This is a genomic window from Desertibaculum subflavum (genome assembly GCA_003576705.1).
Taxonomy (GTDB): Bacteria; Pseudomonadota; Alphaproteobacteria; order Ferrovibrionales; family Ferrovibrionaceae; genus Desertibaculum; species Desertibaculum subflavum.
Map to the genome: position 1 here is coordinate 1 of QOZS01000031.1, position 12,177 is coordinate 12,177.

Consider the following 12,177-nt stretch of genomic DNA (forward strand, 5'->3'; position numbering starts at 1 on the left):
GCGCGGCGGCGCGGTCGGCGAGGCAGGTGCCGGCGGCGGCGTGGTCGCCGCGGCCGTGGGCGCCTCGGTCTCCGGCGCCGGCTTGGGCTCAGGCGGCGGCGGGGGCTCCAGGGCCGCCCGGCGTGTGACTGATCCGCTGCCGGCCGCGCCCAGCTTCGGCGGCTTCAGGACGATCGGCTTCTGGCCCGGCCGCGACTCGCCGGGCAGCGCCGGCCGGCCATAGCGCGAACCATAGGGTTGGCCGATCATCACGCCGGAATCGCTGCCGAGCCGGTCCAGCGCATCGAGATTGACCTCGACCGAAGGCCGTCCGCTGCCGCCCACCGCCACAGGCTCCTGCGCCCACGCGCTGGTCGTGAGCAGAGCCGTGCCAAGAAGGGTCGCGATGCGGATCGACATCATGCCGGTCGTTCTACGGTCCCAAACGCCTCTCTGCCATCGTCCTATATTATGCTTTGGCGAGCAACGTCTTGAGGGCGCCGTGCAGCGAGTCGTTGGCGGCCAGGATGGAGCCGCCGCCGACCGGGTCACCGGTGCCCTGGATGCCGGTCACGACCCCGCCCGCCTCCCGCACCAGGACGATCCCGGCGCAGACGTCCCAGGGCTTGAGGCCGCGCTCCCAGAATCCGTCATAGCGGCCCGCCGCGACATAGGCGAGGTCGAGGCTGGCCGCGCCCATGCGGCGGATGCCGGCGATCTCCGGCATCATCACGGCGAGCTCGCGGGCAGAGAGATCGTGGCCTTCCTTGCCGTTGAACGGCAGGCCGGTCGCGATCAGCGCATCCGGCAGCTTGCTGCGGGCGGAGACCCGGAGGCGGCGATCGTTGAGGAAGGCGCCGCCGCCCTTCTCGGCCAGGAACAGCTCGTCCTTCACCGGATCCAGGATTACGCCGCAGACCGGCTCGCCCTCGCGCTCGACGCCGATCGAGATGGCGAAATGCGGCACGCCGTGCAGGAAGTTGGTGGTGCCGTCGAGCGGGTCGATGACCCAGCGGTGGCTGGGATCGCGCCCTTCGATATCGCCGCCCTCCTCCAGCCTGAAGCTCCAATCGGGCCGCGCCTTGCGGAGTTCCGTCACCAGCAGCTTCTCGACCCGGTGGTCGGCGGCGGAGACGAAATCGGCCGGGCCCTTGCGCGAGACCTGCAGCTGCTCCACCTCGCCGAAATCGCGCGCCAGGCCGCGCGCCGCCTTGCGGGCCGCCATGACCATGACATTGAGCAGCGCGGAACGAAGCGCCATCAGGAACCTCTGGCTTTTTGCTTTGGGAAGCGGGGCGGACAGGGCCCGGAATTCGAGCGGCGGAAGCTATCAGCGGGGCCTGGACCGTTCAATCTCGGTATTTGGCAAGCGCGTCGTTGAAGGCGACCACCGCGGCCGCCGGCCCCTCCGGATGCGACCAGACGCCGCCGACCACGGCCAGGAAGTCGGCGCCGGCGCGGACCAGATCGCCGCAATTCTCCACGGTTATGCCGCCGATGGCGACGCAGGGGATCTCGAACAGTCCGCTCCACCATTCCAGGATCTCGGGCGCGGCCCGCGTCTTCGGCTGCTTGGTGCCGGTCTCGAAGAAGGCGCCAAAGGCGACGTAGTCGGCGCCCTTCTCGGCCGCCTCCATGGCAAGGTGGCGGCTGTCGTGGCAGGTCACGCCGACGATGCGATCCCGGCCCATCAGGCGGCGCGCGGTGGCGTAGTCGGCATCCTCCTGGCCGATATGCACGCCGTCGGCACCCAGTTCGGCGGCGAGATCCGGCCGGTCGTTGACGATCAGTGCCACTTCGTGGCGTTCGACCACCGGCGCAATCGTCGTATAGGCACGACGGACCGTATCGTCCGGCGCGTCTTTCAGGCGGAGCTGCAGCGCCGCCACGTCGCCGGCGCCGAGCGCCGCCTTGAGCGGTTCGAGAAACGCCACCGGCTCAAAGGCCGGCGGCGTCACGAGATAGAGGCGGCAGCGATCGGAAACGGGAGCGCTCAGCTTACTTCTGGCCCCCGTTTTCCTGGCCCTTGTAGATCTTGATCAGCTGGTCGAGCATCTGCAGCGCCTGGTCGCGCGGCCGCTGGAAGGTGTTGCGGCCGATGATCGAGCCGTTGCCGCCGCCGTCGCGGATGGCACGGGCGTCGTCGTAGACCGAGTCCTCGCCCTTCGCCGCGCCGCCGGAGAACACCACGATACGGCGGCCGCCGAAGCAGCACTGCATCACATGCGCGACCCGCTTCGCCATGGTGCCGGTGTCGATCTTCTCGGCCTCGTAGACCTTCTTGGCGTCGCCCTGCTCCAGGTTGGCGCCGGGCAGCTTGACCTTGATGATATGGGCGCCGAGCAGCGCCGCCATGTGCGCGGCATAGCCGCAGATATCCATCGCCGTCTCGCCGTCCTTCGAGATCGCGCCGCCGCGCGGGTAGGACCACACGACGACGGCGAGGCCGACCGCCTTCGCCTCCTCGGCCAGTTCGCGGATCTCCTCCATCATCTCGAACTGGGCGTCGGAGCCCGGATAGATGGTGAAGCCGATCGCCGAGCAGCCGAGGCGCAGCGCATCGTTGACCGAGGCGGTCACCGCCTGGTTCGGCGCTTCCTTGTCGCGCGACAGCGAATTCGACGAGTTCATCTTCAGGATGGTCGGGATCTGGCCGGCGAAGGTATCGGCGCCGGCCTCCAACATGCCGAGCACCGAGGCATAGGCGTTGAGCCCGGCCTCGATCGCGATGTCGAAGTGGTAATGCGGGTCATAGGCCGGCGGGTTCTTGGCGAAGGACCGTGCCGGGCCATGCTCGAAGCCCTGGTCGACCGGCAGGATGATCATCTTGCCGGTGCCGCCGAGCCGGCCGTGCATCAGGATGCGGGCCAGGTTCGCCTTCGTGCCCGGATTGTCGGACTCGTACCAGGACAGGATTTCCTTCACCTTGCGGGTGAGCTTCATGGGGCTTCCTCGTTCGCGTCTCTAGGGGCGCCCGGCAATCGGCCCGGACGCGGGGCCAGATATCGGGCCGGCGCCGCAGAATCCTGCCTGCCCGGCACCCGGCGTTTGCATGGGGCCGTCTGGATAGTGCAGGGAGGGACCGGATGCAACGCCGACGCCGGGGGAAGGCGCCGGCGGTCGCGATCGGATGGTTAGTGCGTGGTCTCGTGCTCTAGTCGGGCGATCTCGTCCTTGATCTTCAGCTTTTCTTTCTTGAGCTGGGCCAGTCGGAGCATGTCGGGGTGCGGCCGGGTGATCTCTTCGTGAATGGTGCTTTCCAGGGCCGCGTGTTTCTGGGTCAACTGCTCGACATGGGGATCGAAGCTCATGCCCACTTCTCCCTTGTTGCTACCGCGCCCGAGGCGGCGCAAGCGGAGCTCGAGCGCAGTTGCTATCCTATCCCGGCCCGGGCCCGGGCGCCAGCGGAGCCGTTGGGGAATTAAGAAAGATGAACGAAAACAAACGGATGATCGTGGGCATCACGGGCGCCTCCGGAGTCGCCTACGGCATCCGGCTGCTGGAGGCGCTGCGCGCGCTGAAGGTCGAGACGCATCTCGTTATCACCAAGGCCGGCGAGATGACGATCGGCTACGAGACCGACCGCAAGCTGGCGGCGATCCGCGGCCTGGCCGACCAGGTCTACGCCATCGCCAATGTGGCGGCGCCGATCGCCTCCGGCTCGTTCCCGACGCTCGGCATGGTGGTCGCGCCCTGCTCGGTGCGCACGCTGTCGGAGATCGCGACCGGGGTGACTTCGAACCTGCTGACCCGCGCCGCCGACGTGGTGCTGAAGGATCGCCGGCGGCTGGTGCTGATGCTGCGCGAGACGCCGCTGCATCTCGGCCATCTGCGCGCGATGACGGCGGTGACCGAGATGGGCGCCATCGTGGCGCCGCCGGTGCCGGCCTTCTATGCCAAGCCGACCTCGGTCGAGGACATCGTCGATCACTCGGTCGGGCGGGTGCTCGACCTATTCGGCCTCGATGCCGGCCTGGTGCGCCGCTGGGGCGAGACCAGCGGCCCGACGCGCCGCCGCCGCTGATCGAGCTCCGCCCGGGCGGCACGAGCGATCGTCGCGATCGCCTTGCGGCCGGCGGTTCCGAGCTTCGGGCGCGCCCGCCCCGCCACTGCGGCGAGCGCGACGGCAAGATCGCCGCGCCGCGCCTCCGGCGTACGGTCCTGGCGGGGTCCGAGCAGCCCGGCCAGCCGGCGCTGCGCTTCCTTCTCGGCTTCGAGCTCCGCGGCCAGCACGCGCTTCCGCGCCGGCGCCGCCGTCGCGACGCCCTTGAGCTGCCCGCGCAGCCGGCGCAGCGGCAGGATGACCAGCAGTCGCCAGCCCTCGATCGCCCGGTTGGCCGCGGCCAGAGCCCCGGCATCGACGGCGCCGCGACCCGAGACCGCGGCATAGGCCGCATAAAGCAGCAGGTTCACGTCGATGCCGTGCCGGTCCTGGAGGGCAAGGCAGGCATCGGCCACGCCGCGCCGCCGGTAGAGCCGGAGCGAGAAGCGCCAAAGCCCCGCGCCGGATGTGGATTTCTTGGTCTTCGGCATGGGAAATGATACCCTGGCCGACCCCGCCGGGCACTGGATCAGGACTGCAGACGAAGCCGGCCGGGGCACAGCGATGTTGGGCATGAACGACGAAGAAATCGGACTGGACGTCAACGCGATCAACGGGCGCCTCGGCGAACTCAGACAGGAGCATCGTGATCTCGACGACGCGATCCAGGCGCTGTCCGGCGGCGGCACGTTCAACCACCTGCAGCTGCAGCGGCTGAAGAAGCGCAAGCTGCAGATCAAGGACCAGATCGCCAAGCTCGAGAACCTTCTGGTTCCCGACATCATCGCCTGACCCGTCACGCGATCCGACCGCCTGACCCGACTGGCCTGCATTGCGCGCCGTTGCCGATCTGTGGAACCGCCATCGCCGGACGCTCGGCGTGGCGCTGCTGCTCGTCGTGCCGGTGATGTTCTCGGTCAACCAGCTGGTGGCGCGGGCGGCGCACGATTTCTTCCCGCCCTTCGCGCTTGCCTTCTGGCGCTGGTCGCTGGCCGGGCTCGTCATGCTCGCTTTCACCGGCGGCCGTCTGTGGCGGCAGCGGCGCGCGCTGGCACGCGAATGGCCGGAGCTGCTCGGCCTCGGCTTCCTCGGCATGTTCGTGTGCGGCGCCTTCGTCTATATCGGCGGCCAGACCACGACGGCGACCAATATCGGCCTGATCTACGCCATGACGCCGATCGGCATCATCGCCATCGGCGGCACCTTCTATGGCGAGCGGCTCGCCGCCGTGCAGAAGGCCGGGGTCGCCCTCGCGCTTGCCGGCGTGCTCGCGATCATCTGCAAGGGCGATCTCGGCATCCTGCTGGATCTGGCCTTCACCGCCGGGGACCTCTGGATCGCCACGGCGGCGACGTGCTGGTCGGTCTACTCGGTGCTGCTGGCCAGGCGGCCTTCGGCGCTCGGCATGGCGGAGCGGTTCACCGCCATCTGCCTGGGCGGCGCGCTGCTGCTGGCACCGTTCGCCATCTGGGAAGCCGCGCGCGGCGAGGTCGCGCCCCTGGATCTGCGCAGCCTGGCGATCGTGGCGCTGGTCGTGCTCGTGCCCTCGCTCGGCGCCTATCAGGGCTACACGCTGGTGCAGCGCGCGCTCGGCACCGGCATCGCCGGCCTGATCGCCTATCTCTCGCCGGTCTACAACGCGGGCCTTGCCTGGGCCTTGCTCGGCGAGGTGCCGCAATGGTTCCACCTTGCCGGCGCCGCGCTGGTGCTGCCGGGGATCTATCTCGCCACGCGACGGTGAGTCTAGGCGCTGACCGGCGCCTTCTTGCCCTGCTTCTGGGCGTACATGGCGCGGTCGGCGCTATCCAGCACCTCGGTCGCCGTGCGGCCCGGGACCAGCGCCTCGACGCCCCAGGAGAACCCGAGCGTCACGGCGGCGCGGTCGATGACGAGCGGCCGGCTCTGCAGGGCCTCGGCGATGCCTTCGGCCTTGTGCGCCGCCTGCGCGACATCGGTCTGCACCAGCAGGACGGCGAACTCGTCGCCGCCGAGCCGCCCCACGAGGTCGGTACGGCGCACATTGTCGTTGACCACTTCGCCGAAGCGCAGGATCGCCTGGTCGCCGGTCGCATGCCCGTAGCGGTCGTTGATCTGCTTCAGGCCGTCGAGGTCGATATAGAGCACGCTCGCCTTCAATCCGTGCCGCTCCACTTGAGCGATGGTGCGGTCGAGCTCGCGCATAAAGGCGCGGCGGTTGACCAGCGGGGTCAAGGTATCGCGGTCGGCCAGCCGCTCCAGCTCGCCGACCCGTTCCTGCATGCGCTCCAGCTGGCGGCGCAGGGTCTGCAGCTCGCCCATCAGGCCGGAAACCGCCGCCTGCACCCTCGGCGTCAGCTCGGTCTCCGGAATGCCGAGCACGGAGGCGGTGTCGCGCGCGCCGCCGGTCGGCGCCGCGGCCGGCTGCGGCGCTGCCGCAGGCGTGCGCAGATCGGCCCGGGCCACCCGGCCCGCTGCCGCCACGCCAGCGCCGTCACCAACCTTGATCTCGGCCATCGCCCTGCCTTTGCCGCGGAATCTTAGGTCACTTGGGGTGATTCGGCCACCCGGCCATCCGGCCACGTCCTGGGCAGATTTGGGGCAGATCCCGCCCAAACAAAGGGCGCGCAACCGGCGTAGACTGGCGCCAAAATAAGCTGGCAGGGAATGTTCTCAGGGAAAGCTGACGGTCAGGGGATGCAGCGGCGCCCGATATTCGACGAGATGCGCGGGTTCGGCGGTGACGTGCGGCCGGTCTATCAGCGCATCGCCCGCTGGCTCGAAGCCCTGGACCCCGAAACCCTGTCCCACAAGCGGGGCGAAGCCGACCTTCTGTTCCGCCGGCTCGGCATCACCTTCCGCGCCTATGGCACCGATGCGGAGGTCGAAACCACGATCCCGTTCGATCTCGTGCCGCGGGTGCTGGGCGGCGCCGAATGGGAGACGCTGTCCAAGGGCCTGATCCAGCGCGCCAAGGCGCTGAACGCCTTCCTGACCGACGCCTATGGCAGGCGCGAAATCTGCCGCGCCGGCAAGATCCCCGAGGCGCGCATCGTGGCGAACGAGCAGTTCGTCGCCTTTGCGCAAGGGTTGGAGCTGCCCGGCAAGGTGCATGCCCATATCAGCGGCATCGACGTGGTCCGCGTCGGCGAGGACCAGTTCTACGTGCTGGAAGACAATGTGCGCACGCCCTCCGGGGTCTCCTACATGCTGGAGAACCGCGAGGTGATGATGCGGCTGTTCCCCGGCCTGTTCGCCGACGGCAAGGTGCGCCCGGTCGCGACCTATACCGACCTCTTGCTCAGGACCTTGCGCCAGGCCTCGTTCTCCACCGATGCCGACCCGACCGTCGTCCTGCTGACACCCGGCCCCTACAACAGCGCCTATTTCGAGCACCTGTTCCTCGCCGACGAGATGGGGATCGAGCTGGTCAAGGGTTCCGACCTGTTCGTCGACGACAATCGGGTCTACATGCGGAGCCCGCGCGGACCGCAGCGCGTCGACGTCATCTACCGCCGGCTCGACGATCCCTTCCTCGACCCCCTCGCCTTCCGGCCCGACAGCATGCTCGGCGTGCCGGGCCTGGTCGGGGCGCTGCGTGCCGGCCGCGTCAATGTCGTCAACGCGATCGGCAACGGCATCGCCGACGACAAGTCGATCTACCCGCTGGTGCCGGAGATGATCCGCTTCTATCTCGGCGAGGAGCCGCTGATCGCCAACGTGCCGACCTACGAATGCAGCGACGGGAGCCAGCTGCAATACGTGCTGGACCACATCGCCGAGCTGGTGGTGAAGGAGGTGCACGGCTCCGGCGGCAAGGGCATGCTGGTCGGGCCGACATCGACCAAGGCCGAGATCGAGGAATTCCGCGCCATCCTGAAGCGCCATCCCGAAGGCTATATCGCTCAGCCCACCTTGGCGCTCTCCACCGTGCCGACCTTCGTCGACCAGGGCGTGGCGCCGCGCCATGTCGACCTGCGCCCCTTCGTGCTGTGCGGCGAGAGCATCACCGTGGTGCCCGGCGGGCTGACCCGCGTGGCGCTGCGCGACGGCTCGCTGGTGGTGAATTCAAGTCAGGGCGGCGGCACCAAGGATACGTGGGTGCTGGACGACGGGGAGCCGGACGGCGGGGCGCTCGATGCTTAGCAGCACCGCCGACAATCTCTACTGGATGGGCCGCTATATCGAGCGGGCGGAGAACACCGCCCGCCTGCTCGCCGCTTCCAACCGCATGTCGCTGATCGCCGGCCCGGAGCGCGCCGCGGGCCAGTCGCAGTCGCAGACGCAAGGGCGCGGCGGCGAATGGCGCTCGGTCGCCACCATCTACGGCATCGAGCCGGAAGCGATCGCGGCCGAGAGCGAGGCACCCGAAGAGAAGCTGCTGCGCACGCTCTGCTTCGATCGCGACAACGCTTCCAGCATCGTCGCCTGCGTGCAGCGCGCCCGCAACAATGCCCGCGCCGAGCGCAACAACCTGACCGTCGAGGCCTGGGAGAACATCAACGCCACCTGGCTCGAGCTTGCCGAGGTGGCGCGCAAAGGCGTGCCGCCCGGCGAATACCGCCCGTTCTTCGAATGGGTGAAGCGGCAAAGCCATCTGATCCTGGGCTCGCTCTGGACCACGCTGCTGCGCGACGAGGCGTTCGACTTCCTGCATCTCGGCATCTTCATCGAGCGCGCCGACAACACCGCCCGCATCCTCGACGTCAAGTATCACCGCATCCTGCCCGACGGCGCGCCCCGCGCCGACGTGGTCGACTACTACGAATGGGCCGAGCTGCTCGCCTGCGTCAGCGCGGTGCGCGCCTACAAGCGCATCTACCAGTCCGGCATCGAGCCGTGGCGCGTCGCGGAATTTCTGCTGCTGCGCCGCGACCTGCCGCGCTCGCTGCATTACTGCCTCGGTCGGGTCGACCGGCATCTCAACAGCCTGGCGGATTTCCACGGCCACCGGCACGAATGCCACCGCATCTCCGGCGTGCTCTATTCCCGGCTGCGCTACGGCCAGATCGAGCGCATCTTCCGCCGCGGCCTGCATCCGGTGCTGACCGATTTCATCGGCTCGATCGCCGAGCTCTCGGAAGAGCTCCGGCGCAACTACCTGATGACCACCTGAGGCCCGCGATGCTGCTCCGGATCGACCATCGCATCGCCTGGGAGCTGGACGAGCCGGCCCGTTTCTCGATCCACTACGTGCGGCTCTGGCCGACCAACGAACCGACCCAGGCGGTGGTCGACTGGCGGGTCGAGAGCCGCGGCCGCACGGCGCCGTTCACCGACGGCTACGGCAACAAGCTGCTCTCGCTCTCGCTGACCGAGCCGCACCGCCGCCTCGCCCTGCATGCCGGCGGCGTGGTGGAGACGCGCGACGCCGCCGGCGTCTACGGCTTCGCGCTCGACCCGCTGCCGCCGGCCTACTGGCTCCGCAACGAGGGGCTCGCCCGGCATGAGGCCGGCATTGCCGCCTTCGCCGCCGCGATCAAGGCCAAGGCCGGCGACGAGCCGCTCACCCTGGCGCATCAACTGATGACGGCGATCCATGCCGGCCTCAAGCGCGAGCGCGCCCAAGGCGCGCCGCGCCGCACTGCGGCGGAAGTGCTGGCGGCCGGCGCCGGCACGCCGGACGACCTGGCGCATCTGTTCATTGCCGCCGCCCGCGCCGTCGGCATTCCGGCCCGCTTCGCCACCGGCTATCTGTTCCGGCCGGATATCATCATCGACGGCATGCATTGCTGGGCCGAGGCCTGGTTCGAGCATCTCGGCTGGGTCGGCTTCGATTCCGCCCATTCGATCTCGCCGACCGAGCACTATGTCAGGGTGGCGGTCGGCCGCGATCAAAGCGAGGCGGCCCCCGTGGCCGGACTTCCGACCGAGGCCGTCAAAATCGAGGTCGCCGTCGCGGCGATCTGATCGGCGTTCAAAGCGATAACGGGCTCGGGAGGAGCCTTCGAATGACCTATTGCGTCGGCACCCTGCTCCAGGATGGCATCGTGCTGCTGTCGGACACCCGCACCAATGCCGGCGTCGACCAGGTGGCGAGCTTCCGCAAGATGACGGTCTGGCGCGTCGCGGGCGACCGCATCATCGCCCTGCTCTCCGCCGGCAACCTGTCGGTCACCCAGTCGGTCATCCACCACCTGAAAGAGGGCCTGGAGATCGACGAGGAGCAGCGGGTCCACCGCATGGACGACGTCCGATCGATGTTCGAGGCGGCGGAACTGGTCGGCCGCGCCGTGCGCCGCGTGCACGCGGTGCACGGCAAGTCGCTGGAGGCCGATCCCGGCATCGGCTTCAACGTCTCGTTCCTGCTCGGCGGCCAGATCGCCGGCCGGCCGCCGGCCTTGTTCCAGATCTACGCCCAGGGCAATTTCATCGCGGCGACGCGCGAGACGCCGTATCTGCAGATCGGCGAGACCAAGTACGGCAAGCCGATCCTCGACCGCGCCCTGACCTACGAGACCGATCTGAAACACGCGGCGAAGCTTGCGCTGGTCTCGATGGATTCGACCTTGCGGTCCAACCTCTCGGTCGGCCTGCCGCTCGACCTGCTGGTGATCCGGCGCGATACCTTCACGCCGCTGATCGAACGCCATATCGACGAGCACGATCCCTATTTCGCCGAGCTGCGCACCGGCTGGTCGGCGGCGCTCCGCGAAGCCTTCAAGCGCATGCCCGACGTGCCGTGGTAATCGGCCGTTAGCCAATCCGCCCGCATAAGGCTGGCGACGGGCCTTGAACCCGCCGCAAATCGATGGCATATCGCGATCCATGACGACGTACGGCCCCTCGCGACGACGACTGGGCCGGCGCACACGGTGCGCCGGGCAGAGCTGATTCGCGCGCGCCCAGGCGGCGCGCTGGCCGCCTTCCGGGCCGTTTTCCAACCGGCCCCGTCGTCAGGATCCCCCGTCAGATGACCAAGTTCACCCTTGTGCCCGAGCAGCCGGAGCACGCCGAGACCATCGAAGCCCTGGTCGCCGAGGCCTTCGGCCCCGACCGGTTCCACAAGACCGTCTACAAGCTGCGCGACGGCGTCGACCCGCTCGGCGAGCTCGGCTGGGTCGCGCTCGACGAGGGCCGCCAGCTGCAGGCCTCGATCCGCTACTGGCCGATCTCGATCGGCAACCGTTGGCCGGCGGTGCTGCTCGGCCCGGTGGCGGTGCGCCCCGCGGTGCAGGGCCAGGGCATGGGCAAGGCGCTGATCCGCCGCACCTTGGCGCTCGCCACCTCGCTCGGCCACCGCATCTGCGTGCTGGTCGGCGACCGCGAGTATTACGAGCCGTTCGGCTTCAGCAATGCGGCGATGCTCGGGCTCGAACTGCCCGGCTGGGTCGATCTCGACCGCTTCCAGGTGCAGGCCCTGGTGCCCGGCGCCCTCAACGGCGTCAGCGGCATGGTGGGCAGGCCGATCGCGCCAACCGTGGTGCGACTTCGAGCCTGACCGGCAAGGCTCACACGGTCAGGCGGCAGCGCGCTCTTCCGTCTTGACCAGCAGCCCGTCGCGCAATCTGTAGATGCGGTCGAACCGATCGAGGATCTTCTCGTCATGGGTCACGGCGATGACGCTCGCCTGTTGCTCGGCCGCCAGCTTGCGCAGGAGATCCATGACGATGCCGGCGCGGGCGGAATCGAGCGCGGCGGTCGGCTCGTCGGCCAGGATGATGCGCGGACGGTTGGCGAGCGCCCGGGCGATGGCAACGCGCTGCGCCTCGCCGCCGGAGAGCTGTGCCGGCATCGCCTGCCGGCGGTGCCCGACCTGCAGGTAATCGAGCAGCTCGACGGACCTGCGGACGCACTCCTCCCGCGCCAACCCGGCAAGCTGCAGCACCACGGCGACATTGTCGGTCGCATCGAGGAACGGCAGCAGATTGTGGGTCTGGAAGATGAAGCCGATCTTCTCCAGCCGAAGCCGGCGCAGATCGCGCCTGAGCCACTGGCCGTCGTAGATCATCTCGCCGTCGAGACGCATCCATCCCTGATTCGGCTCGACAATGGCCCCGATGACATTGAGCAGCGTGCTCTTGCCCGAGCCGGACGGGCCAAGCAAGCCAACCACCTCACCCGTCGACACCGTCATCGTGATGTCGCGCAGCGCGTCGACGCGTGTCTCGCCCTCGCCGAAATGCTTGGCAATGCCCCGGAGCTCCACCAGGGGACGTGGCGGCGGTCGCTCGTCCATC

At 68.9% G+C, this 12,177-nt stretch carries 15 protein-coding genes and 1 pseudogene; 8 read left to right on the forward strand and 8 right to left on the reverse strand.

Annotation, left to right across the window (positions count from 1 at the left end; all coding sequences use genetic code 11):
- The 5 genes and pseudogenes from DT074_RS16585 to DT074_RS16605 form a co-directional block, all read right to left on the reverse strand.
- Nucleotides 1–399 (reverse strand): annotated as a pseudogene (locus DT074_RS16585) (hypothetical protein); the annotation flags it as partial.
- A 49-nt stretch (nucleotides 400–448) separates the two neighbouring features.
- Entirely contained in the window at nucleotides 449–1,240 is a 792-nt protein-coding gene (locus DT074_RS16590; RefSeq protein WP_119420972.1) for an inositol monophosphatase family protein, read from the reverse strand.
- An 88-nt stretch (nucleotides 1,241–1,328) separates the two neighbouring features.
- Nucleotides 1,329–1,976: a thiamine phosphate synthase gene (thiE, locus tag DT074_RS16595; protein WP_119420973.1), complete on the reverse strand. Its 648-nt coding sequence runs from the start codon at nucleotides 1,974–1,976 to the stop codon at nucleotides 1,329–1,331.
- A gap of 1 nt (nucleotide 1,977) precedes the next feature.
- A complete protein-coding gene (locus DT074_RS16600) occupies nucleotides 1,978–2,922 on the reverse strand; it encodes a class I fructose-bisphosphate aldolase (RefSeq protein ID WP_119420974.1) in 945 nt (314 codons plus the stop codon).
- 191 nt (nucleotides 2,923–3,113) lie between these two features.
- The gene (locus DT074_RS16605) at nucleotides 3,114–3,290 is read right to left on the reverse strand and encodes a YdcH family protein (RefSeq protein ID WP_119420975.1); all 177 of its coding nucleotides are present in this window, start codon (nucleotides 3,288–3,290) and stop codon (nucleotides 3,114–3,116) included.
- 119 nt (nucleotides 3,291–3,409) lie between these two features.
- Between DT074_RS16605 and DT074_RS16610 the strand changes: the two genes are divergently transcribed.
- Nucleotides 3,410–4,003 carry a UbiX family flavin prenyltransferase gene (locus DT074_RS16610; RefSeq protein ID WP_119420976.1) on the forward strand — a complete coding sequence of 198 codons (594 nt, stop codon included), beginning with the start codon at nucleotides 3,410–3,412 and terminating at the stop codon, nucleotides 4,001–4,003.
- Here the strand turns inward: DT074_RS16610 and DT074_RS16615 are convergent.
- The gene (locus tag DT074_RS16615) at nucleotides 3,907–4,512 is read right to left on the reverse strand and encodes a TIGR02444 family protein (RefSeq protein ID WP_162914958.1); all 606 of its coding nucleotides are present in this window, start codon (nucleotides 4,510–4,512) and stop codon (nucleotides 3,907–3,909) included. The genes DT074_RS16610 and DT074_RS16615 overlap by 97 nt on opposite strands.
- A gap of 82 nt (nucleotides 4,513–4,594) precedes the next feature.
- Here DT074_RS16615 and DT074_RS16620 point away from each other — a divergent pair, with 82 nt between their 5' ends.
- The gene (locus tag DT074_RS16620) at nucleotides 4,595–4,813 is read left to right on the forward strand and encodes a YdcH family protein (RefSeq protein WP_119420978.1); all 219 of its coding nucleotides are present in this window, start codon (nucleotides 4,595–4,597) and stop codon (nucleotides 4,811–4,813) included.
- 40 nt (nucleotides 4,814–4,853) lie between these two features.
- On the forward strand, nucleotides 4,854–5,762 hold the full coding sequence (locus DT074_RS16625) for a DMT family transporter (RefSeq protein WP_368744725.1): 909 nt from the start codon (nucleotides 4,854–4,856) through the stop codon (nucleotides 5,760–5,762).
- Nucleotides 5,763–5,764: 2 nt separating this feature from the next.
- Here DT074_RS16625 and DT074_RS16630 read toward each other — a convergent pair whose 3' ends face one another.
- Nucleotides 5,765–6,514: a GGDEF domain-containing protein gene (locus DT074_RS16630; protein ID WP_119420979.1), complete on the reverse strand. Its 750-nt coding sequence runs from the start codon at nucleotides 6,512–6,514 to the stop codon at nucleotides 5,765–5,767.
- Between the two features lie 180 nt (nucleotides 6,515–6,694).
- Between DT074_RS16630 and DT074_RS16635 the strand changes: the two genes are divergently transcribed.
- From DT074_RS16635 to DT074_RS16655, 5 genes are all read left to right on the forward strand, one after another.
- Nucleotides 6,695–8,143: a circularly permuted type 2 ATP-grasp protein gene (locus DT074_RS16635; protein WP_119420980.1), complete on the forward strand. Its 1,449-nt coding sequence runs from the start codon at nucleotides 6,695–6,697 to the stop codon at nucleotides 8,141–8,143.
- Nucleotides 8,136–9,113, forward strand: a complete 978-nt coding sequence (locus tag DT074_RS16640; RefSeq protein ID WP_119420981.1) for an alpha-E domain-containing protein — start codon at nucleotides 8,136–8,138, stop codon at nucleotides 9,111–9,113. The genes DT074_RS16635 and DT074_RS16640 overlap by 8 nt, the downstream gene beginning before the upstream one ends.
- 8 nt (nucleotides 9,114–9,121) lie before the next feature.
- Nucleotides 9,122–9,907: a transglutaminase family protein gene (locus tag DT074_RS16645; RefSeq protein ID WP_119420982.1), complete on the forward strand. Its 786-nt coding sequence runs from the start codon at nucleotides 9,122–9,124 to the stop codon at nucleotides 9,905–9,907.
- 41 nt (nucleotides 9,908–9,948) lie between these two features.
- On the forward strand, nucleotides 9,949–10,686 hold the full coding sequence (locus DT074_RS16650) for a proteasome-type protease (protein ID WP_119420983.1): 738 nt from the start codon (nucleotides 9,949–9,951) through the stop codon (nucleotides 10,684–10,686).
- 224 nt (nucleotides 10,687–10,910) lie between these two features.
- Nucleotides 10,911–11,438, forward strand: coding sequence for a GNAT family N-acetyltransferase (locus DT074_RS16655; protein ID WP_119420984.1), 528 nt, complete (start codon nucleotides 10,911–10,913; stop codon nucleotides 11,436–11,438).
- Between the two features lie 18 nt (nucleotides 11,439–11,456).
- Here the strand turns inward: DT074_RS16655 and DT074_RS16660 are convergent, their stop codons facing one another.
- Nucleotides 11,457–12,176 (reverse strand): ABC transporter ATP-binding protein, encoded by a 720-nt coding sequence (locus DT074_RS16660; protein ID WP_119420985.1) that lies wholly within the window; start codon nucleotides 12,174–12,176, stop codon nucleotides 11,457–11,459.
- Nucleotide 12,177 lies beyond the last annotated feature (1 nt).